We start from the raw sequence: 22,167 nt of genomic DNA on the forward strand, positions 1-22,167 counted from the left end.
TTATCAGGTAAATAAATTCATGGACTCATTGAACGCCACAGAGCCATTGATCCCTGTCCCAATTTCAATATCCGGCTTCACGGCTTCCCCATGGAAATCAGTACCGCCGGTTGCGAATAGATGGTATTTTTCGGCAAGCGTCAGATAGTATGATCTGCGTTCCGGTGAATGCGTGCTGTAATAGCATTCCAGGCCGTCAAGGCCCTGTTCTGCAAGCGTACCTACAAAGCGGTCTAATGCATCGTCCTCCAATTTTAACTGAATTGGATGCGCCAGCACCGCAACGCCTCCAGCACGATGAATCAATGCGATTCCGTGCTCGGGCGAAATCTTGGGCCGCTCAATCCGGTCAAACTCCGGCGTGCCTAAATAGAGATCAAAGGCCGCACGCACGTCGGAAACATACCCCGCTTTAACCATCGCCCGTGCGAAATGGGGCCGTGCGATCAATCCGTCTCCAGCCTGCAATTCCACTTCCTCCAGGGACAAAGGCATCCCTTTTTCGCGCAAATAGTCCAAAATGCGGTATTTGCGTTCATCGCGGTCGCGCCGGAACGTCGCGCACATATCGCACAGCTCTTTGTTTTCAGGATCGATTTTATATCCAAGCATATGCAATTCCCGATTGCCCTTTGTGCTGATTTCAATGCCGGATACAAAACCGACGCCCAAATTCGCGGCGGCGGCGCGCGCTTCTTCGACGCCGTCCACGCTGTCGTGGTCTGTAACCGCCAGAAAGGTGACGCCGCGCTCATACGCCATCTGGACAACCCGCTCCGGTGGATATTGACCATCCGATGCGGTTGTATGCAGATGCAGATCAACCATATTTTTTGCCCCCATCCGGATACAACCGCTCATAGAGCTGTATATCCTCCTGATTATCGCACTCAAGCCACAGTTCATCTGTTGCAATGGCATAAATGGGATACCCGAGAGAAATCAAATGATTTAAAAGCGTCGTCATATCCAGCTTTTCCACGCTTTTTTTCATCGGCAGGCGAATTGCCTGTTCAATTTTTTCCCAGCCAGCCGGTTCAAAGCGCAAAAGCCCCATATACTGCCCCTGAACCTCATCCTCCGACTGTGGATGCAGACCGATCTCCGCAAGCGTGCCGTTCTGGTTCAGGCGAAACGTTTCCATATCCTCCAGCGGATTCGAAAACCGTTTCCTCCATAAATCCAAAAATCCGGTGTAGTAGGTAATTGCAAGCTCCCGCCCGCAATCCATCAGCCCTCTGACAGCATTTTCATGAAAGACAATATCAGAATAACAGATGACGCATGGTTCAGTGCACAGCCATTCCCGCGCTTTTGTCAGGGATACAAACATATTCGTATGCGCCCAGTCGGCGTTATGAAAGAGGCGCACACCTTCCAGGTTAATCCGGTCGCTCCGATAGCCGGTGACAACGCCGATATCGCACCGCGCAAAGCCCGCGCGCTCAAGCGTTTTTACACACATCTCCAAAAGCGGCCGTCCCCACAGACGCATCATCCCTTTTGGAATTTCCGCCGTGCCGTCGCCCATACGGCTGCCGCGTCCAGCGGCGAGAACAATGGCTTTCATAAAGAGTCCCCCTGTTCAAAAACGGCCTTTATCAATTGTATGTCATCCTGCTCAAATGGTGAGACGCGCTCCGGATGCCACATGACGCCGGCGATTGGACGCGTCCTTACACATACCGCCTCAACCACGCCGTCGGCCGCGCGCGCCAGAATTTTTAGCTCTGAAGGCGCCTGCCGGGCGCCCCAGTTGTGGTAGCTGTTGACGGTCCGGTTGATTGTTCCTGTAACGTCGTGACTGACTGCCACATGGCCGGATATGCGTTCAAGCGCGCCGCCAAAATGCAGCAAAATCGACTGCATCCCCCGGCAGACCCCGAGCAGCGGAATGTTGCGATCCAAGCTGTATTGGATGAGCTGCGCGTCTGTCTCATCGCGCTCCGGCGCGTTCCCCCCGCAAAATACGGGATCATTGCCGCCGGTCAGTAAAATCCCGTCCGGACGCACGCGCTCCAGCAATGCCGTAACCGTTTTCGGATGGTTCGGCACAGGCAGCGCGGCGCAGCCGAGCTTTTCGAGAAGAACCGCCCACCGCTGGTCGAGCGCGTCGCGCCGTTCCGCGTAGGCGGCCGCCTCATCGATCCGCTGGCTGACAAAAATCAGTTTCATCCCTGTTTCCCTCACTGCAAAATTTTGACCTGCTTGTTGGCGCAGTCCAACTCCAATACATGCGCTGCGCTGTATCGCGCAAACAGCTTTTCACCCACGCCGATCACGGCGGGGATGCCAAGTTCCCCGGCGCGGATTGCCAGATGGGAATTCGCACCGCCGTATGCTGTGACAAATCCGGCGATTTCATGGGAAAAAATCCAGTCGTAACCTGGATCAGCCGCCTCAATCAGCAGAATTTTTCCCGCGATCTGTTCACCTGTGAAGCGGCCCCCGCATACCTGGCCGCTGACGCTTTTGAGGGTTATGTAATTGGGCTGTCCCGTCGGCAGGAAAAATGCATATACATCCTGCGGATAGCAGATGACCGGCGGCAGCGTAATACCCAGAGTGCGGGCATACTTTTCGCGGCCCGCCCGGATTGATTCCCCGAGCGTGCGCCCGATATCCTCCGCAGAACTGTAGAGCGTATCAATCACCGAAATATCAAGATAGGACATGTCCTCGCGCGAATAACCGTACTCCGCTCCCAAACGCGCCGTCAGCTCGATGACGGCGGAAAGGCTTTTGGTAAATACATATTTGGAATATTCCCGCCCCTCGATTCCCGCGCGGATAAATTGGAACAGCGCCAACAGGTCGCCCTCCAACCCGTGCTGCGTCATTGCATCCTGAATCGCGCGGTATTGTTCCAGCGTCAATGAAAACGGGAGCGAATCTTGTTTTACGGGTTCCTGCCGCTGCGCAGCTTCCCCGGAAAAATAAAGCTCCGGCGTTTCATCATAACGGCTCGACAGAATATCATACGTCCCCGGCCGCAGATGGCCGTATTTCGCCAAGAAAGCCTCGTTGGAAAGGTTCCGGCGATCCGCGATCATCTGTGAGCTGACGGTTGTCAGGCCGTTCATATACCGCTGGTAATCCTCATCAGAGAGCAGTCCAATATTCACAAGCGATTTCAGCAGCAGCACAGCGATAAAACCACCGCGCGCCAGACCCGCAAACGGCAGCGTCCCGTAACGGCAGCAGTCCTCAATCAGCCAGTAAATTTTTGAAACGGTATCCAGGCCGCTTTTCAGGATATTCTCGCGGCGATCCTCCAAAGCATTGATGCGCTCTGTATCCGAGATCCAAAGGCCGTCCTTTGTATTGATAATATTGTTTGTCAGAGCGAGCAGAGACGCTTTGACCGTCTCAAGCTCCTCATCTGAAAAGCCATATTCGCGCAGCGCCTGAATCCGCTCGGGAAGATCGAAGGTATAGCAGGAAAAGATAATGTCGAACTCCACTTTGTCATGTTTATATGGCTGACGCTCCAGGCTGTCCAGATAGTAGTCCGCCAGCTTCGAGCTGAGGCGGTCGTCAATGTCCCTTGGAATAAACGAGTTGAAGCTGACGCGCGTATCAATATACGGAAATCCCGCAAAATCGATCATGAGCGGAAAGCTGCGCAGATTCTTATAGCCGTAATTGTTGCGCTGATACGCCCAAACACCGTCCGTCACCAGCCGTTTATAGAGCGACAACGCCAGCGGACGCGGGCGCACGCCGATAATTTCCGCAGGATTCCAGTCGGGCATGACGCCATAAATCGTGCGTTTACCATGAAGATACGGCTTGATACGCTGCCCGAACTCGACCTTTTGATAAATGCGGCCGAGCGTTTCGGCCTGCTGGCCCAGATCCGCAGGCGCGTCGCGCAGCACCAGCGGACGCACCTGTAAAATGTAAACCGTCCCGCCGCCGTCAACCGCGAACTCCACGTCGAGCGGCGCGCTTACAAACAGCGATTCCAGTTCCCGGACTGCTTCAATCACCGGGCACAGCTTTGACACGCCGCACGCGGCTTTATGGAACAGATAATATGTTTGCAGCGCCTCCCCCGCGCCGGATGTGACCGATGATGTAGAGCCTGTGGAATCATCATAATTGATTACATAGTAATTTCCGAGCGTATTCGGGTCGGCGGTGAAAACGACTCCGCTTAAACGGATATCCTTCAGCATCGGCTGAACAAAGATGATATTGCGCCCATCGCCGTCGGTGAATGAATCCGCCACACTGTCTGCGGCTTCACCGAGCGCCTGCGCGCCGCATACGTCGGCGACGGAAAGAAACTGTCCGGCCTTTGATTCCGATGCGCTGTCTTCACAAAGCGCGCTGGAGCGCACAATTACCGCCCCGTCATCCGCAAATCGCTCCATCCGTCTGATGATCTGCGCACGTGCGGCGCGGTACTCATCGACTGTAAAACGCAGCTGGGGCAAAACGCGGCTCTTTGTCACCAGAGGCTCCAACGCCTCCAGCGTCTGAGCCTTCGTTTGAAACGTGAGCAATGCCATCACCTTACTTTTTTTTCTGCGCCATCCAGATCCGTGTGGTGTACGGGACCTTTACCGTATCCGTATGCAGGGAAAGCACCAGCGTTCGGATTTCATCATTGATCGCATCAAACTGTTCCTTCGCCTGGCGCTGTACGGTACCGTGCGACTTCCAGCCCTCGATAAAGTCCTCGGCCGGAATATCGAACGTCACCGAATCCTGTATAAACACCGGCTCCAAAAACAGCCCGCTTTGACGGATAATCTCAGTCTGATCCTCGCGGCGGCGTCCATAGGAATACCCTTCCACATGCTTGGTAATGATCTTCTCAATCTCACCTTGCAGGTGATCCGTCAAATCGCGGTGATTCCACATGCAGGCAAACCAGCCGTGCGGTTTCAAAATGCGATCCGATTCAATCAGGGCCTTGGCCTGATCGCAGACGTTAAAGGACGATCCGAATGTGACCAGATCAAACGCCCCGCTTTCCATGCCTGTCTGCTCACCAACACCGTCAAACCATTTGACAGACGGATAATCCGCCGTCTTTTTAATCCCGTTTGCACGCATTGCGTCGTTTGGCTCCACAGCACAGATTTCATAGCCCTTGCGCGCAAGCATCAGCGTCAGGTGCGCCGCGCCCGCACCGACGTCGCACACACGCTTTCCGGCGCTCATTCCCGCTGTTTCAACCATCCGGTCAATCGCGCCCTGTGCATATTCAGGACGTTTCAGGTATGCCTGCGCTAAGTTTGTGTAATCCCATTCTACTTTCATTTGCTAAACCTCACTTTACTTTATTAAACATCCTCCGGAACGAGTATTGGATAGTATTCCACATCCTCGTATCCGTCCATATATTCTGAAAACAACCGCCTGATCAACCGCCCACAACGCGGTTCGTCGCCGCGTGCATCGCCTTCCACGGCATACGCCATGGCGCAGGCCTCATCAAGCGTCTGCTCAAATCTGAACGGATAATCAAACAGTTCCTCCCGAAACGACTTTGCAAACGATCTGAAATCAGGGACATCACATGCATACTGATATGCATGTGAAAATTGTTGAAAAACAATTTTCAGCCGCACGATATCAAATTCACTGAGCAGCTCCGAATAATCCTTTTTATTCACAGCTGACTGATCGTTTCCAGTGATGACCGCGCCGGTTTTGCCCGCCACCGGGAAGTAAATTTGAATCCCGTTGACGGTTGTTTGCTCCAGAATGCTGTCGTATTCAATCCCAAGCCAATGGCAGAACGCATCCATCACGCCGCGGTGCTTTTGTTTCACATCCTCAAAACGGACAACGCGTACATCGTCTTTCGGCACGCCGCTTCTGTTTTGCAGCATCAAACCCATACCGCAACGCAGCCGGTTGAGATAGCTGTTCGCCCGGCCGAAAAGCAGCCTTGTATCATGCGGTGCGCGCAGGACAAACCGGTTCATCCACGAGAAGAAATGCTGGATCGGCTCACGAACGATAAAGATATATTTCACCGCGTCAAAGTCACCCGGAGAAAGCAAGCCGGCAATCTCCTGCATATTGTAATTTTCCTTATGACGCTGATAAAAAATCCAATAGTTGCGGCTTGCGTCGTATTTTCTTCCAAGCGTATTGTAATAGGCCGCAAAAATGGCCTTGAGCAAATAAGCGTATGAAATGCGTCCCTTCCCCATCAATTCGGCCGAAAGATGGCGAACAAACGCTTTTACCGGCAGGTACACGCGGTTTTCAGGCTCGCCCTGATCGTTTACCAGATAGTGCTGCGCCGCGCGGAAAAACATCTTTTCATAGAGTTTCTCCGGAAACCGCGTTTGCAAATAAGGCGACATCTGGCTCGCGACTTCAGCTACAAGCGGCTCGTCCTCCAAAAACTGAAGCCGTTTCTGATAGACCTCCTGCAATGGGATATAATGACCGAGCAAAACAATATTTAAAAGGTCAGGATGTCCATCCACCAGGTTGTCAAAATAGACGCAGCCGCTGTTTGCCATGTGGTTAAGAATCACCAGCTTACGCAGCGCACGGGCGTGGAAACGGTCGGGGCTTTCGTCAGTCTCCGTCTTTACTGCCTCCAATATGCCCGCTTCCTCCAAAAGATACAGATAGCGCACAGGATGGAACCCCGAGGCTGCCGAGAGCAGCCCGTTTTCCCGCAGCTTGCGGTTAAGGCGTTTGCGGGGCGCGTCAACTGTATCGGAATTGACTGTTGCAATCCAAACCGCGTTGGAAAAACGGCGCTTGGACTCCTCAAAGGACAAAATAGGGATCCTGTCATTGTAAAAACGACCGATTTTTTCCGGATCATCATCACAAAAGCAGCTTGGCTCCACCCCAAGCAGAGAAAAAATCTGCGCCGACAGATCTCCCCAAAAGCCTGCGCCATAAAAGACAAGCCCTTTTTCCCGCGCTTCCTGCGCAATATGATAGATGCTCAAATAAAAATCTTTTGGGCCTGAGATGCTAATCTCCATAAAAGTCACCTCCTGATAATCTACATCATTTCATCGGATTAATACATGGGAAATACACATGTTCCTCCTTTCGCTGTGCATACGAGAGCAGCAGCTCTCGTATGCAGCTCGCATAATCCGGCAAATCGCTGTGAATCCCTGGCTGCTTTTCATCCTGTTCACGCAGCCGTTTGACCACTTGCTCAAAGCGAAACGGGTACCTCAGCAGCTCTTTAATAAAATCCTGTGAAAAGCTCTGTAAATCCGGTACATCGACCGGATAAGCACACGCCCGCTTAAAATACTGGAACAACAGATTTAGGCGGAACACATCGAATTCGGATAATAAATCACTGTAATCGCATGGCTCAACCGCAGACATGCTGTCCGCTCCATATACACCGCCTCCTTGTGCAGCGGCGGGAAAATAGACCGGGATGCCGTTGGTGGTGGCAGTTTCCATGCATTCATCATACGGAATATTTATCCATGCACAAATTGCCTGCATTGTCTGGCGGCGGCTGCGTTTCGCATCCTCAAACCGAACAAGACGTATCTGCATATCCCGGCATTCTTTCGATTGCTCCGCCATAAGCCCCAGGTCACAGGAAATCAGCTTAAGCACGGAGTTGCGAATATGATAATCCCGGTCTTTCGGGTTCTCCTGCACAATCAGGCGCTTAAAAGCGGCGTAAAAATGCCGTACAGGTTCCCGCACAATAAACAAATACCGATGATCAGCAAAATCTCCGTTTCGAATATAGTGATTCAATTGACTGATATCATAGCTGGCCTGATGGATTTCGTACAGCATCCAATATGTTTTTTGGGGGTCAAACGGCTTGCCAACCGCGTTGGCATATGCTGCAAAGATACAGCGGACTAGCTCTGCATAGGAAACCGTGCGTTCAGGCGGCAGTTCCTGGAGAAGAAAGCGCAAAAACATCGCTCCATCGATATATAAACGTTGTTCCGGCTTTCCATTCTGATCCAAATAAAATTTTTCCGCCAATCTCGACGCCTTAAAAAATGCGTGCTCCGGCAGGCTGGTTTTTAAATATGGACTCATCTGGCTGGTAATTTCCATTGCCAGCTCCCGGCCGCTTAAATATTTGAGCCGGTTGTCGAAAAGGGTCGTTAAATCGACCATCTGCCCCAGCATCGCGATATTAATAAGGTTTGGGTGATTATCCAAAAGCTGATTCAGATAAAGAATTCCGCTGTTTCCCATGTGCGTCAGGAAAAGTATCCTGTCAAGATGCTCCTTGTGAAAGATACCGGCCTCCCGCCTGATGGGCGCATTAAACTGCGAATACACGTTTTCTTCCAACAGAAAGGTGTACCTGCTTGCATGAAACCCACTGTAAGCCGACAGAACGCCGCGCTCCTGCAACGCCATATTCATCCGAAAGCGCGGCGCTTCCCTGCCGCCGATATTGCTGACTGTCGCCAGATAAACCGCGTCCGGATAACGCCTCACCGCTTCATCGATATCAAGCACCGGCGCCTGTGTAAGCGGATGCGGCTGCGTCCGTTTATCCGGATCATCGTCGCAAAAGCAAAGCGGTTTTACGGAAAACAGACGGAATATCCGCCACGTTATTTCCCCCCAGAAGCCCGCCCCGTAAAAAACGACTCCACGTTTCCGGGCGGTTTCGACAATATCAAGCAGGCTTCTGTAAAACTGTGAAACGCTGCTGCACTGTGTGGTTATTCCCATAGCTGATACTTCCCCTTCTTTATGGCCAATGCGATAGAATCTGCTCCGCCAATTCCTCTGGCGTGCGGGAGCCATCGTTATAAAGAACCAGATCCGGGCTGACCGGCTCCTCGACCGTAAGATCCATCCCCGCCACATGGCGTGTGGTCTGCTCCATCACACCGCTGTATAACCCCTTTTGATTGCGTGCAATCAAAACCTCCTTTGGCGCCTGCACATAAATTTCGCGGTACCCGGTGAGGTTGTCCCGATTATGCGCGCGCACGTCGTGAAACATTGAAATGGTGCAGCAGACCACCGCAAGCCCCTGCCCGGCAAGCAAACCGCACAAGCGGGCGTTGCGCATGGCGCTCTTTTTTCGGTCCTGGGCCGTATAACCCAGGTCGTTTCCGAAAACAGCCCGCAGATCGTCGCCGTCAAGAAAAACCACACCTTCCCGCTTCTCACACAGACGCTTATACAAGATGCGTCCGATCGTCGTTTTTCCCGCGCCTGACAGCCCTGTCAGCCAATAGACGCAGCCCATATTTTGCCGCATGAAAATACCCCTTTCACCAGTATCCCTGTGGATAAGCACCCGCTGTACCGCCAAGCTGACGCGTCATCAAATCGTTCAGATCATAATTGATGGCAATTCCCCCGTCATACAGCCAGTCAACATATTCCGGCGGCAGGTCGTCCATGACAGACCCAAGCTCAAAGGCGCTGCCCTGACCGCCCTCATTTAACCAACGGATGAGATCAAAACGTTCATACCGCAGATACACATTATGATTGAGCGCGACAGGCCAGAGCATACGCGGATTGTACCGGCATACGCAGCGAAGCCCGGGATAGGCATACCGCGTCAGAAAAATTTTATTGGCAAACGGCAGCGCCTCAAATGCGCGGGCCAACGAAAGGGACAGCGGAAAATGCGCGTCATCAAACAAAATAAAAAGGTTGTCCCAGTTGACCCTGGCCACGTCAGTTTCCCAACGGGCGCGCGCCGTGTCAAAGTCGTGATCATGAATGAAATGCAGCTCCACATCGCCAAGCCTTCCGACCGGATAAACCCGCCCAAACGGCTCGCGCGGCACGATGGCGTCGCATACATGCTCCAGGCTTTGGGAAAAATATCCGCGCGGGTCCGAAAGCAGCTTTAAATAATGGTTCGGATAAATAATCATCCGCCGGGTCGGCGTGTTGGGCGTAAGATTGAGATACCCATACCAATCGCCGGCAGTACAGGTATTCGCCAGGATTGTAAAATCTGTCCGCTTGAGCTGCGCGCGCCGTGCGTACATCATCAGGCGTGTATGCTGCGCCGTCTCGCAATCGTTGTCCAGAAAAAACACCGTCGGCGCCGACTCCCACGCGCCAAACAGGCGGTCAAGGGTTTTAAGCGCGCCGCCCACTGCGGCGCGCTTAACCGTCAGCATTATGCTGACGCGCCTGAACCTTTCCATAAGTTCAGCGGCGCCAAGGACGGGCACTCCCTTGAAATAAACGTTTCCGCGTGTTTTTTGTGGATTGGAGTCCCCGAAGCATACAGGGTTAATTCCCGCCTGCCGCAGCAGGCTGTTATAAAATTCACCGCGTTCGCCGGCGCCCCAAAGAACCAACGGCATCTTTTGAACAGCCACCGTTTCCCAAAAAGTTTCAAGAGAGGTTTCCAAATGCAGCATAACTGGCTCCTTCGACAGTATTCAGAGGGGGTAACACACCGCCATTAGGCGGTGTGCTTTTTTGCATCATGCAAAAAGTTTTCAGACATTTTAAATGAACAGCCGTTTTCCTTTGAAGCTGTCCTTAGGCTTGTCTGAAAACAGCCTTTAGTCCATAATCGGAAATTCATCGGCGTTTGTAAGGGCATTTTCATTGACATAACCGGACCGTATTTCCTGGGAAAAATCACAACTGCCCGAAAAAATGGATTCATAGATCCAGTCGGAACACGCGCAGGACAGCGGAACATCCTCCAGCCGTCCGCAGCCCAAAAGAGAGAGCATATCCTCCATGAACATCCGGACGCCGTTATTGATGCGCTCTTTGTCTGTAAAGCGCGCCTGATTGCCGCCCGGCGCTTCATAGGAAAAGACCCCGTTTTCGTCACATGATTTTACCATACCGTGCGGCGCGGTATAAACGCTCTCAAACTGAAGGCTTCTCCGATTGATGCCGCATCCCCCCGGCAGATCTGCAAAGCAGGAAACCATTCCGCCGCGGCTGGCGTTTCTGTTCTCCTGCGACGGGTCTGCAAGAAAATAATAGCCGGTCATCGGCCTGTCTAAAAGCTTGCTCAAGTAATATTGACAGCTTCCATTGTACCAGGTGTCAACGATTGCAATATTTTTCCCATCCAGCATCCGCCGGCAGTACGCGCGGTAATTGTCACGCTCCGTCCGGATTTGCGCGCGCAGGCGATCCATATATGGCGCCAGGCAAGACCACAGCGCATCGAAATCCGAACCCGGATTGACAACCCGCTCCCGGTTTTGATCGGAGGAAGGCACCTCGATACCGAACCGCACATGCATATACTGTGCGAACGTCCCATTATAGGGAAGGCGCGCCACCTCCAGGAAGTCCTCCTCATTCTCAATGGCCGCAACCGCGGCCAGCCGGCGTGAAATCATAAAATAAAGTCCCTCAGGTGCCTGCCCGCATGAAAGGCGCTTCACCAGCCGCTCATACAGATTGATCATAAAATATCCGTCCCGCGCGAAGAACAGCAGCAAATCAAGCCCCTTGCCACAGGTTTGCCCAAGCAGCCAGACAAGAAACGTATACAGTACGCATCCATATGCGCTGTATCCCAAATCTTCAAAGCGATGAAAACATACGCGTCCTTTGGAACCGTGCAGCGCAAACGGGTCCTCAAACAGACGGGCAGCGATTAAACCAGCGATCAGAGTGTCGTTGAACGTCAATACATGCGCATACAAATCCTGAAACGAACTGTGCTTGAGCATAGCCGCGGCGCTGAAAATCCGATATGTATCAATCCCAGCGGCACGCGGTTTCTCCTCGTCACAGACGGGATCATCACCGATATGCAGCGCCTTTTTCCCGCGAATCGCTTTTGAGTAGGCCGTCCACATGCTTCCATCACGCTTTTCCGCTTTCTGCTCGGCGGAAATCCAAAGCGTATAATCGCCTGTGATGCCACATTCAGCCAGCACCTCCCGGACAAAACTTCCCGGCAAATACATGTCACTTAATACAAATAGTTGTTTTCCGGCTGCGGCAGCATGACGGAAAACATCGGTTATGGGCCGGCGCGGGATTAACACGCGCCGCTCGATTTCCAGTTCCTTCAATTTAATCTGTTCAACTTGATCCGCTTGCAGTCCGCTGATGCGCCTGAATGCGCGATAGATATCGTCGAGATCCGCCGTCCGCCCCGCTTCATGAAGCGCCTGGAGCCGCAGCTTTGTAAAAGGCAATTCAAGCCCCAAATCTATACGAATTGTATATTCAATTAAGCAAAATACATCCTGTGGCTCCAACACCCGGCGCATCAGGAGCGTATCAAAGATATCGAACGAAACAACCTCGTACTGGTCGATCAGCCCGACAAGCTCCTCTTTGCTGCGTGACCAGTAGGCGCAGTCCGTATCAGGCCGCTGTTCCAGCCGCGCGCGCGTACCGTTTCGGTAATAGACTGGTATATTCAGATGCGCAATCCGCCGGTAGATGGTCTGCCAATAGCTTTCCTCTGTATTAATCACAATCAGGTCGGCCTGCTGCTCCGCCTGCTCAGGACTGAGCACCGGCAGGCCGAACAATTCTTTTCCTATATTTTCAGGGTCGCGGTCCATCAGACCCACAAAATGGAAGTCCCGCAGAACTTCAATGACTGTCGCCGAAAAGGCCCCCAGGCTGTACAGCACAATTCGGCTGTCCCGATGCTCCAGAAACGCAGCGCGGAATTGACGCAGCAGCTTTTGAAAATATACATCCTTGACCTGATCAATGCGTTCGTCAATGTTCACCGCCCGGCCTCCTCAATGTGCATTTGAACGCCGCGCGGCGCCTGAATTGCCGGCTGCACAAAATTGCGGTTATCGCCTCCACAGCCGCCGCAGTATTTGCAGAAGGAAAGGCATCCTCCATCCATGCTGCCAAGGCTGTACTCCAACAAAGCGCGCCTGTCAGCCTCGCTTGACGGATCAATCGACGCCAGAGAGAGGCTGTCTGTCCCAGCCGGCTCATACAGGCCGCATCGCTGCGCAGCCCATACCACATGGCAGAAATAAAGCCGGCCGCTGTTCAGCCCGCGGAAAACAGGCGCGCAGCTCTGCATATGCGCGGCCGCCTGTTCCTTTGAGAGATGCCAGGGGTGATCGGGGAATCCGAAATCTGTCCATACCAACGATTCATTGACGCGGTAATCGACGCCGCTGTCTATGAGCGCACGGACCACCTGCGCCTGCTTTTGGGCATACGGCACCGCTTTGGAATAATCACTGATATGGACGCGCACATTATGGCGCGCCATCAGCTCCAAGAGCTGCTGATCCGGTACGATCGTACCGTTTGTTATGATGCTGATCTCCCCAATGCGGCCGGCGTATCTGCCGCACAGATGCGCCAGTATTTCATAAAGTTCGGGGTGTAAAAACGGCTCGCCGCCGAGCAGTCCAAAGCCTGATACCCAGTCGACACGCGCGAAAAACAGGTCGAAATCATCTGTCAGCTCGCGCACGGACAGATGGCGCGGATGTTCGAAATACGGCATAAACATGTTGCAGTTTTTACAGTTAAACGTGCATTGCTCCGTAATCGTTGTGTGCACCTCAACGAGATGAACCTCGCGCCGGTTATGCCAATACCATTCCGCGGCAAACAGATCCAGAGCGCAGTAGTCCACGGTTTCCCGAAGCCCAATCGTATCCAGCGTTTTTGCAATCGCGCGGCTGACGCCATACGTAGAGGCGATCACTATTTTTTTGCCGGACAATTTTTCGCGCGCCTGCTCAAGCGTCAGAATCGGGATTCCCGCATAATGGGTTCCCGCCTTTTTGAGGTCGTTGTCAATAACAAACGGGATTTTAAAGTCCCGCCGGAGCGACTCCATACTTTTCATCGCCATAACGCCCAGCCCATACACCACAATCTCGCGGCAATCGAGCCAGGTTTGATCCAGCACGCCAAGATGCGTATAAAAATCGGACATGATCCTACCCTTTCCTGAAAAGCAATCTCTTTAAATGCGGAAATCGACCTTATGATGCAGACTCCAATATCCGAATTGCTCAGGAAAATAGCGGATAAACCGCATTCTGCTGCGTGTCCGCGCGGACCATCCGCCCATTGCCATCAGCTCGCGATAAATATCCGCGATTTTATCAAGCAGCCAATCCTGTACATTCCTGGAATCGTTTACATATCTTCTTTGCAGGTACAAATGCTGTGTAGCGATATAATACATGCGTTTGAGCGCAAGACGATAAAGCTCCCTGTCATTGTGCGCTCCAAAAAAACGGACGCGCTCCTCATATGCGTACATTTCATGGATACAGAAATCCTTGTATGAATACCGGGACGTTCCGCTCGACCCGTGCTGTCGCCAATAGGCGATCCTGTCCGGAATAAACGCTACACGCTCCAGCGGATACAACAGCTTGTAAACGCTGTACATATCCTCATAGGCCACGTCCTCATAAAAACGGAAGTCTTTAAACAGCTCCGCACGATAAAGCTTATTCCACATCATTGTCATCGGGCCGCACATGCCGATGAATTCATTCATGATCTTACACATTTCCCGTCCGCTGAAGATACGGAATTGATGATAAGGAAGCGTGTCCGAAAACGTGTTGTTCCAAAAGGCCCGTTCATAACAACCCTGCGCGATTGGAACGTCGTTTTCCAAAAGCGCGCGCAGCAGCTTTTCAATAAATTCCGGCTTTACCCAGTCGTCGCCGTCTACAAAGGATATGTATTCCCCTGTCGCCGCATCGAGTCCGGTGTTGCGGCCGTTCCCGGCCGAAAGATTTTCTTTGATCTCCAGCACACGTACACGCTGGTCCTGCTGCGCAAACTTTTTGCAGATGGCGCCGCTGCGGTCCTTGCTTCCGTTATTGACCAAAATAATTTCCAGATATGGATATGTCTGATGCAGCAGCGAGCTCACACACTGCTCCAAATACCGCTCCTGATTATAAATAGGGACAATCACGCTTACCAAAGACGTGACCTCCACATCATTGATCATCATTGTCCGCGCCTCCCTTATTCTGCCTGTAAATCCTGCGTATACATATCAAGCACGCCCCAGCAGAGCTGCTGCATCTGTGGATCGAGCGGCCACAGAACCTTTGCTGTGCAGGCCAGTACCGAAGCGAGCTCCGCATCCTCTGTCAGCGCTGCCAACTGAATCCTGCAAAACATGGCTGTCCTGTTAAATGGGCTTTTACATGAAAGCTCATCCAAAAGCGCACACGCCTGTTCATAATCCTCCGAGTCCATACACGCTGCCAACTGCGACTCCAGCGCCTTGACTTGCTCTGTGTCGTCTAAGGAACATATGCTGATACGTGACTGCATCCATAGGTTTTGGGGATACAGGCGTCTTTGCTGGATCATTGATGGGTTTTCTGTTTCCATAATCCCATCCCATCCCTTGGTACGGCGCTTTATCAGATCTATAAAGCCAAGACCCAGATGATTAGAATTTTCCGCATCGAATAAACAACTGATCAACAGCGGTGGCGCAAGCACACTGTCCGGATCGCTGTCAAGAAGCTTTTTCAGATAGAGCAGACGCGCCAGATAGGATGTAAATACCATCAAATCATTCGGTCTGGCGCGGCAGGCTGTCTCAACCTGTTGCTGCACAACCTTCCAAATCATAGCTTCGTTGCCTCGGATATAATATTTGAGAATAGGACAATTGATAACACTGGCGATCCCAGCCAGCAGCCTGCATGGTGTGACGCCGGACCATTTAACATATCCCTGAACCGCAACAAGCGCCTCATAAAGATATCCCCAGTTAAGGGACAGTAACAACAGGTCATTTTCACGCGTATGCGCATGAAAATGGTCAAGCAGGCGGTTGCTCGCATGATAGAGCGCCTCCGCCTCCAAAGAACGTACCCAACCAACCGGGCGATTGGCATAGGTAGAGGAGCGCAGCAAAAAAAAGTTATAAAGCGGCTGCTCCAAGCTGACAATGGACTCGCAGTGTACCAGGTAACGCAGCATGATCAGCGTATCAAACGCGCCCCACCAGTATTCGCTGCCTGAAATGGTGCTCCATGCCTCATCATAATGCTTCATGAAAAAATCCGCCCGGAACAGCTTGCCCCACCAGGTACGAAACGTATTATATATCGCCGGCAGATTTGAACGGAACACCTCGCTGTCGCGCGAAAGTTTCCTTGTACGTACAGGCGGCGGCAACCGTTTATTGAACACTACGCTGTTTTCATCAAAAAAAACGCTGCCGCTGACCGCAATCTCAGCATTGATGGCCTTCGCGGCGGCATAGAGCTTCTCAACAAAATCCGGCTCCAGATAATCGTCCGAATCGATGATGGAAATATATTCGCCAACTATATCGTCAGGCAACGGGGTCCAATAGCGCGTGACACAACCATCGTTGAATGAGCCGCCGCCATCCTTTCGGCAGTTAACCTCGTTGCGTACAAGGCGTACACGCGTGTCCTTTTCGGCATATTCGCGGCAGATATCGCATGTGCGGTCGGTGGAGCCGTTGTCACGGATAAACAGCGCGACATTTTGCTCCGTCTGCCCCAACACGCTTTTAATCGCGCGTTCCACCTCGTTTTCCTTATTGTAGGCCAGCATCAAAAACGTTACCTTTGGTTTATCCATTCTTTCCCCCAACTATCTTTAAAGCATTTCAAACAGCTCAAGCGCGCGCAAAACCGCCTCATCCATGTTGTAATATTTAAAATCCGCCAGCCTGCCGCACAGATGCAGATGCGAAAAACGTTTGGCAAGCGCGCGGTAACGCGCCGCCAATTGCTGCGATTGTTCGGTCAAAATCGGATAGTACGCCTCTCCGCCCGGCTGATAGGGCGCGGGGTACTCCACCGCGATCGTTGTACGGCCATGCCCATCCTGCGGCGGCTGCTTTGTATATTCCGTGATGCGCGTGAAGCCCTCCGCCTTTGGATGGGCGACGCCGGGCGTTTCCTGAAAACTGTCCGTCTCCAGCGTTTTCCACTCAAACCGCAGCGAACGGTACGGCAGGCTGCCATAGCAGCAGCCGAACAGTTCGTCGAGCGGGCCTGTATATACGACGGGGACGCCGACCGTCTCGCTGTCAAAGGAAAGCGCGCCTGATTGGCTGTCAAGCGAGAGGTGATCGAGTATATTTGTACCAAGACGCAGTTCGATCCCCGGCAAATCAAGCAGGTGTTCAAAAAAAGCGGTAAAGCTTTTTTTCGGTAGCACCTGCCAATCGTCGTCAAAATACGCATCCGTGTAGTCGAGCCGCACCGGCACGCGCTTTAAAACGCTTACGTCAAGCGTTTCCGGCGCGATCCCCCACTGCTTGGCCGTATATGGCCGGTAGTCCTCCTCAAACAAAAACTGCGCGTATTCCCGGATAACCGGGTCGGGCGATTCAAGCAGCTCGACAATCGTCGTCTTTTTCGCATTGCCGTAAACGGCTTTCAGGCGCTCTTTAAGCTGCATGGCCCTGTCGGGCGCGTAATAATCGTCGATCGTTTTCAGATTGAAGGGGGACGGCGTAGCCCGGCCGTGAATCATCGCGCGGGCGCGCAGGACAAACGGCTCCCACTCCCACAGGCCGGACAAAAAAGCGCGCACGCGCGCATGGTTCGTATGCAGGGAATGCGGGCCGTACTTCTGGACCAGGATGCCCGCCCCGTTCACATAGTCGTACATATTGCCGGCGATGTGGCCGCGTTTTTCCACCAAAAGCACCCTGTCTCCACGTTTGGCCGCCAGATGGGCGATGACTGCGCCGGAAAAACCACAACCCGCGACAATCAGATCATACTTCAAGAATGTCCCCCCTGTTTTCTGCGCCAGGCCACTGTGCGCCGCAGCCCTTCCTCAAAGTCCATACGGCAGGTAAAGCCAAGCTCCCGGTTGAGCCGGTCCGTATCTGCGACAAGAATGTCGCCGGGCCGGTCCTCGTTTTCAAAGGAGAGCAGCGGCAGCGCGTCCGCGGCGCGGGCAAGCGCGGTAAACACCTCGCGCATGGAACGCGGCACGCCGGAGGCGACATTGACCGCGCCGCAGAGTTCGCTTTCCAAAAGCGACAGCGTCGCGGCCGCCGCGTCACCGACATAGATATAATCGCGCAGCGTGTTCGGCGCTCGGCAGACGACCGGACGCCCCGCCAGAAAATCGGCGGTGGCCGCCGGGATCGCGCCGAACCCATGACCGTCGTGTTCCCCGTAGATTGTGAAATAGCGCGCGATCACCGCGCTGACGCCATACCGTTCGGCGAATGCCTGGAGCGTCTCGGAGAACGCGCGCTTGCACTGTCCGTACATGGAAACGGGCCGCGCGGCGGCCGTCTCCTCCATACGCCCGCTGCGGCCGTCGTATTCTGAGCTTGTCCCGGCGAACAAAAACCGTTTCCCGCCGCAATCATAAAAAGCCCGCAGCAGATTGACGCTGACAGAGAGCCAGTCCAGGTTGGCCGGTGCGTTACGAAAACCGGCATCCTTCTGATCCCATGCGAGATGCACAAGAGCTTCGGGACGCACACGTTCCACAACGGCGCGGCAGGCCGCGCCGTCAAGCAGGTCGGCCGTCTGCGCCTGCGCGCCGGGCGCGAAAGCAAGGCGTGACGCATCCGTCGTGACGGCGTGCACCTCGTATCCGGCGTCAAGCAGACGCGGCAGCAACGCACGGCCCAAAAGGCCGCTTGCGCCGGTGACGAGCAGACGCTTCATCGCCCGCCTCCAAGCGTTTCACTGATACGCCGCGCAAGGCGCGCGGCCGACAGGCCGTACTGTTCCTGCATTTGTGCATAGCGCGCCACATGGTCGGAAAAACAGTCGGGAATGGAATAATCACAGAAATGGCGCAGCGTCTTCCCGCCTTCCAGAACGGCCTTTGCCGCCTCGCCCGCCATGCCCGCGCACTGCTGATGTTCGTCAACGACAAACAGGCTGCCTGTCGCACATGCCTCAAGCACCGCGCCGCGGTCAAACGGCTTGACGGTGTGGAATCCATATACCGAAAGCCGAATTCCCTGCTGTTCAAGCGCCTGCGCGGCCGCGAGCGCCTCCACGACGCTGTGGCCGATCGCAAGTACGGCGCCGTCGCCGCCGTCGCAGTAGCGGACAGCCTTCCCCATCTCAAACGGATGCGCTGGTAGCGGCTTGTCCGGCAGCTTCGGAAAGCTGATATAGCTCGGGTGCTCCGCGCGCAGCGCGAACCGCAGCGCCCCGGAAAGCTCTGCCCCATCCGCCGGGAAAAATACGTTCAAATTCGGCAGCGCACGCATCAGGGCGCTTTCCTCGGTCGCATGATGCGTCGCGCCAAGTTCGCTGTAGGAAAGCCCTGTCCCGATACTGGCCAGCACGACCGGCAAATCCTGATAGCACACACTGACCTTAATCAGCTCGAACGCGCGCGACGCCAGAAAGGCCGACATCGAATAGGCCACCGGGCGCATCCCCTCCAGCGCCATGCCCGCAGCCGTCAGCACAAGGTTTTGTTCCGCGATGCCCGTATTATAAAAACGCGAGGGAAATTCCTTCTCAAACGGCTCCACAACGGAGAATCCGACCTCCGCCATCAAAAGCGCCACCGCAGGGTCCTGCCTCGCACATTCTATCAGCGTGTTGACAAATGCGTTTCTCATGCCTGTTCCAACTCCTTCAGCGCCTGCTCGTAATGCTCGTCCTCCGGCCATTTATAATGCCAGAGCACCTTGTCCTCAAACAGGGAAACGCCTTTTCCCTTGACGGTATTGGCGACGATCGCCATCGGCCTGCCCTGCGCAGCGCGCGCGAACGCCTCCCACAGAGCGGCATGATCGTGCCCGTCCACCGAAACGCTGTCCCAACCCATGGCAAGCAGCTTTTCGTTCAGATCGCCCATATCGAGCACCTTATCGTCGTGCGCATATGATTGCAGGCGGTTGCGGTCGATGACCGCCGTCAGATTGCCGAGCCCAAAACGGTGTGCAAAGAGAAAGCCTTCCCAGACGGAACCCTCGTTGCATTCGCCGTCCCCCAGAATCACATAGACGCGTCCAGATTTGTTATTCGCCTTTTTGGCCAGCGCCGCGCCGGCCGCCAGGCCAAGCCCGTGGCCGAGGGAACCAGTCGAAGTGCGGATGCCTGGCAGGCTTCCCCGTTTGGGGTGCACCCCCATATGAAAACCGCTCACGTTGAACTCCTTAAACAGGCGCTCGCGGTCAAACGCACCGGCCTCGGCGAGCGCCGCGTACCAGGCGCTTGCGCCGTGCCCCTTGCTCATAATCATCAAATCGTCATCCTGATGATAAAAGCCGCCGTAAAGGACGCCCAGAATGTCCGCGCAGGAAAAGGAAGTCCCGATAAACGCCGCTTTATGCTCCCATGTCATTTTCAGCACATCGCGGCGGATGCTCTTTGAAAGCGCCCTGCACGCGTCAATTTGTTTCTGGTCCAATCCTGGTCCCTCCATTCCATTATTCAAGCTCCCTGGCCATCAAAACGCCAGCGGACGCGCCTGCGTCCAGATTATGGTAAAATTCTATCGTGCGCCGCAGCCCCTCCGGCAGCGCCGTGCGCGGCGCCCAGCCGAGCAGCCGGCGGCTTTTTTCCGAATCAATCCGTAAAAGCCCCGCCTCCGAAAAGCGCCGCTCGCCCGGCAGAGCCGTTTGTCCGCCGATCATGCGCGCGATATCGCCGACAGTATAAAGCTCGCTGGAAGGCGGCCCAAAATTCCACGCCTGGCTAAAACGCGCCGGTTCCTCATAAAGACGTTCGGCCAACGTCAGATATCCCCGCAGCAGATCGGGAAGATACTGCCACGGGCGCACCGCGTCCGGACTGCGCAGCTGCGCCGGCTGTCCGGCAAGCGCAGCGCGGATCAGATGCGGGATCAAACGGTCGTAATGCAGGTCGCCGCCGCAGTAGACATTGCTTGCCCGCGCCGTTGCAACGCCCACGCCGCGCGGCGCAAAGTAGATGCGCCGGTATGCGCCGGCTGCAAGCTCCTGGCAGCTCTTGCTGGCCGCATACGGCTCGTCGCCGCCAAGACGCGCATCCTCCAAAAAGGCCTCGCCTGTTTCATTGTTCTCATAAACCTTATCGCTGGTGACAATCACAGCCGCGCGCGCTGTATCGGACGCGCGTATACACTCAAGCACATTGACCGCGCCCATCGCGTTCGACAAAAACGTCTCGCGGGGATGCTTTGCCGCCTCCCCCACAATGGCCTGGGCGGCCAGATGGAACACAATTTCCGGTTCAAAGGCGCGGTACGCCGCATGAAACGCCTGCCAGTCGGCCACATCGCCGTACACGCTCTCATGAAGCTGCGAAAACCCGGCCGACGGATACAGGCTGTAGCCATCCGGAGGCAGGGAAAATCCCAATACACGCGCGCCCAGCAGGTCGAGCCACTTGCACAGCCAGGTTCCTTTAAAGCCCGTGTGCCCTGTGACAAGCACGCGCCGGCCGCGCCAGAACTGCGGCGTCATGGCCGCACCTGCCCGCACAGCTCACGCGCCTGCTCGCGCAGGCCCGTTTCCAGGGTATAGCGCGGGGACCAGCCGAGGGAGCGCAGGCGCGAAACGTCCGCCTGCACGCACATCGGCTGTCCACCGCACGCCTCAAGCGGCTTATGCGCGGCCTGTCCGCCGCCGCATACGGCGGCGGCCGTCCGCGCGATCTCTCCGATGGTCGTGCGCGCGCCGCCAGCGACATTGACTGCCCCCATGTAATCTGAAAGCAGACAGGCGCGAAGCGCGGCCGCTACGTCCTTGACATAAAGATAATCGCGCACATAGCCCTCATAGGAGCAGACGGGCCGTTCCCCGCCTAAAAAGCCGCGCAGCAGCGACGGCATGAGCCTGCGCGGCTTTTCACCGCCGCCATAGACGAAAAACAACCGGCACCAGACAAAGCCGTTTTTGCGTACAGCACTGTCCTTGAGCAGGATACGCCCGAGATCCGCCTTGCACTCCGCATAGAGCGACCCCGGCTTTAGCGGCGCGTTCTCATCGAGCGGGGCGTCGCTGCGCTGGTATTCCTGCTCCGTCCCGACAAAAACAGCCCGCCTGCCTCCCTGCGCGAAAAATGCGCGGTAAAGCTCGATGCTTTTCTGCACCCACAAAACGTTTTCCGGCGCGTCCTGATAACCCTCTCCCGTCACCCAGGCAAGATGAATCAGATAATCGGGGCGGATATCCCTGAGATAAGCGTCCCAGTCAAGCGCAAAGATATCCGTTTCAACCTTGACGACCGTATAATCGCATTCCAGAAGCCCGACGACATAGCGCCCAATAAAGCCGTTTGCGCCTGTAACCAATACCGTTTCCTTCAAATCGTTCCCCCT

19 protein-coding genes are annotated in these 22,167 nt (G+C 54.5%); all 19 read right to left on the bottom strand.

The genetic code is table 11. The features are described from left to right. Window positions 1-3 precede the first annotated feature (3 nt). A complete protein-coding gene (locus tag FMM72_RS03075) occupies window positions 4-828 on the bottom strand; it encodes a PHP domain-containing protein (protein WP_162220549.1) in 825 nt (274 codons plus the stop codon). Beyond that, window positions 821-1,570, bottom strand: coding sequence for an NTP transferase domain-containing protein (locus FMM72_RS03080; protein ID WP_162220550.1), 750 nt, complete (start codon window positions 1,568-1,570; stop codon window positions 821-823). The genes FMM72_RS03075 and FMM72_RS03080 overlap by 8 nt, the downstream gene beginning before the upstream one ends. Next, on the bottom strand, window positions 1,567-2,175 hold the full coding sequence (locus tag FMM72_RS03085; RefSeq protein ID WP_162220551.1) for a gamma-glutamyl-gamma-aminobutyrate hydrolase family protein: 609 nt from the start codon (window positions 2,173-2,175) through the stop codon (window positions 1,567-1,569). The genes FMM72_RS03080 and FMM72_RS03085 overlap by 4 nt, the downstream gene beginning before the upstream one ends. An 11-nt stretch (window positions 2,176-2,186) precedes the next feature. Next, window positions 2,187-4,517, bottom strand: a complete 2,331-nt coding sequence (locus FMM72_RS03090) for a PEP-utilizing enzyme (protein ID WP_180322867.1) — start codon at window positions 4,515-4,517, stop codon at window positions 2,187-2,189. 4 nt (window positions 4,518-4,521) lie between these two features. Continuing rightward, entirely contained in the window at window positions 4,522-5,274 is a 753-nt protein-coding gene (locus FMM72_RS03095; protein ID WP_160210577.1) for a class I SAM-dependent methyltransferase, read from the bottom strand. Between the two features lie 23 nt (window positions 5,275-5,297). Further along, window positions 5,298-6,974 carry a sulfotransferase gene (locus FMM72_RS03100; RefSeq protein ID WP_162220552.1) on the bottom strand — a complete coding sequence of 559 codons (1,677 nt, stop codon included), beginning with the start codon at window positions 6,972-6,974 and terminating at the stop codon, window positions 5,298-5,300. A 25-nt stretch (window positions 6,975-6,999) separates the two neighbouring features. Beyond that, the gene (locus FMM72_RS03105; protein ID WP_162220553.1) at window positions 7,000-8,673 is read right to left on the bottom strand and encodes a nucleoside-diphosphate sugar epimerase/dehydratase; all 1,674 of its coding nucleotides are present in this window, start codon (window positions 8,671-8,673) and stop codon (window positions 7,000-7,002) included. Between the two features lie 19 nt (window positions 8,674-8,692). After that, window positions 8,693-9,211, bottom strand: coding sequence for an adenylyl-sulfate kinase (locus FMM72_RS03110; RefSeq protein ID WP_160210573.1), 519 nt, complete (start codon window positions 9,209-9,211; stop codon window positions 8,693-8,695). A gap of 13 nt (window positions 9,212-9,224) precedes the next feature. Continuing rightward, entirely contained in the window at window positions 9,225-10,340 is a 1,116-nt protein-coding gene (locus tag FMM72_RS03115) for a DUF1919 domain-containing protein (RefSeq protein ID WP_162220554.1), read from the bottom strand. A gap of 147 nt (window positions 10,341-10,487) precedes the next feature. After that, a complete protein-coding gene (locus FMM72_RS17115; protein ID WP_243157703.1) occupies window positions 10,488-12,650 on the bottom strand; it encodes a hypothetical protein in 2,163 nt (720 codons plus the stop codon). Continuing rightward, window positions 12,647-13,834, bottom strand: a complete 1,188-nt coding sequence (locus FMM72_RS03125; RefSeq protein ID WP_160210568.1) for a radical SAM protein — start codon at window positions 13,832-13,834, stop codon at window positions 12,647-12,649. Before FMM72_RS03125 ends, FMM72_RS17115 begins: the two co-directional genes overlap by 4 nt. 30 nt (window positions 13,835-13,864) lie before the next feature. After that, a complete protein-coding gene (locus FMM72_RS03130) occupies window positions 13,865-14,878 on the bottom strand; it encodes a glycosyltransferase family 2 protein (RefSeq protein WP_160210567.1) in 1,014 nt (337 codons plus the stop codon). 14 nt (window positions 14,879-14,892) lie between these two features. After that, window positions 14,893-16,500: a glycosyltransferase family 2 protein gene (locus tag FMM72_RS03135; protein WP_162220555.1), complete on the bottom strand. Its 1,608-nt coding sequence runs from the start codon at window positions 16,498-16,500 to the stop codon at window positions 14,893-14,895. An 18-nt stretch (window positions 16,501-16,518) separates the two neighbouring features. Beyond that, window positions 16,519-17,661: a UDP-galactopyranose mutase gene (gene glf, locus FMM72_RS03140; RefSeq protein ID WP_162220556.1), complete on the bottom strand. Its 1,143-nt coding sequence runs from the start codon at window positions 17,659-17,661 to the stop codon at window positions 16,519-16,521. Further along, window positions 17,658-18,563, bottom strand: coding sequence for an NAD-dependent epimerase/dehydratase family protein (locus FMM72_RS03145; RefSeq protein ID WP_162220557.1), 906 nt, complete (start codon window positions 18,561-18,563; stop codon window positions 17,658-17,660). The genes glf and FMM72_RS03145 overlap by 4 nt, the downstream gene beginning before the upstream one ends. After that, a complete protein-coding gene (locus tag FMM72_RS03150) occupies window positions 18,560-19,480 on the bottom strand; it encodes a transketolase family protein (protein WP_160210562.1) in 921 nt (306 codons plus the stop codon). Before FMM72_RS03150 ends, FMM72_RS03145 begins: the two co-directional genes overlap by 4 nt. Next, a complete protein-coding gene (locus tag FMM72_RS03155) occupies window positions 19,477-20,274 on the bottom strand; it encodes a transketolase (protein WP_160210560.1) in 798 nt (265 codons plus the stop codon). Before FMM72_RS03155 ends, FMM72_RS03150 begins: the two co-directional genes overlap by 4 nt. A gap of 19 nt (window positions 20,275-20,293) precedes the next feature. Continuing rightward, window positions 20,294-21,328 carry a CDP-glucose 4,6-dehydratase gene (gene rfbG, locus FMM72_RS03160; protein ID WP_162220558.1) on the bottom strand — a complete coding sequence of 345 codons (1,035 nt, stop codon included), beginning with the start codon at window positions 21,326-21,328 and terminating at the stop codon, window positions 20,294-20,296. Further along, a complete protein-coding gene (locus FMM72_RS03165) occupies window positions 21,307-22,155 on the bottom strand; it encodes an NAD-dependent epimerase/dehydratase family protein (protein WP_162220559.1) in 849 nt (282 codons plus the stop codon). The genes rfbG and FMM72_RS03165 overlap by 22 nt, the downstream gene beginning before the upstream one ends. Window positions 22,156-22,167 lie beyond the last annotated feature (12 nt).

Origin of the sequence: Anaerotruncus colihominis, from assembly GCF_010206195.1 — a bacterium.
In the GTDB taxonomy this organism is placed as follows: Bacteria; Bacillota; Clostridia; order Oscillospirales; family Ruminococcaceae; genus Anaerotruncus; species Anaerotruncus colihominis_A.

Coding starts and splice junctions, on each gene's coding strand:
- FMM72_RS03150 (WP_160210562.1), bottom strand. CDS start 19,480: ATGAGAAACGCATTTGTCAACACGCTGATAGAATGTGCGAGGCAGGAC.
- FMM72_RS03075 (WP_162220549.1), bottom strand. CDS start 828: ATGGTTGATCTGCATCTGCATACAACCGCATCGGATGGTCAATATCCA.
- FMM72_RS03080 (WP_162220550.1), bottom strand. CDS start 1,570: ATGAAAGCCATTGTTCTCGCCGCTGGACGCGGCAGCCGTATGGGCGAC.
- FMM72_RS03115 (WP_162220554.1), bottom strand. CDS start 10,340: ATGCTGCATTTGGAAACCTCTCTTGAAACTTTTTGGGAAACGGTGGCT.
- FMM72_RS03130 (WP_160210567.1), bottom strand. CDS start 14,878: ATGATGATCAATGATGTGGAGGTCACGTCTTTGGTAAGCGTGATTGTC.
- FMM72_RS03105 (WP_162220553.1), bottom strand. CDS start 8,673: ATGGGAATAACCACACAGTGCAGCAGCGTTTCACAGTTTTACAGAAGC.
- FMM72_RS03145 (WP_162220557.1), bottom strand. CDS start 18,563: ATGAAGCGTCTGCTCGTCACCGGCGCAAGCGGCCTTTTGGGCCGTGCG.
- FMM72_RS03090 (WP_180322867.1), bottom strand. CDS start 4,517: ATGGCATTGCTCACGTTTCAAACGAAGGCTCAGACGCTGGAGGCGTTG.
- FMM72_RS03085 (WP_162220551.1), bottom strand. CDS start 2,175: ATGAAACTGATTTTTGTCAGCCAGCGGATCGATGAGGCGGCCGCCTAC.
- FMM72_RS03095 (WP_160210577.1), bottom strand. CDS start 5,274: ATGAAAGTAGAATGGGATTACACAAACTTAGCGCAGGCATACCTGAAA.
- FMM72_RS03110 (WP_160210573.1), bottom strand. CDS start 9,211: ATGCGGCAAAATATGGGCTGCGTCTATTGGCTGACAGGGCTGTCAGGC.
- FMM72_RS03125 (WP_160210568.1), bottom strand. CDS start 13,834: ATGTCCGATTTTTATACGCATCTTGGCGTGCTGGATCAAACCTGGCTC.
- FMM72_RS03135 (WP_162220555.1), bottom strand. CDS start 16,500: ATGGATAAACCAAAGGTAACGTTTTTGATGCTGGCCTACAATAAGGAA.
- FMM72_RS03100 (WP_162220552.1), bottom strand. CDS start 6,974: ATGGAGATTAGCATCTCAGGCCCAAAAGATTTTTATTTGAGCATCTAT.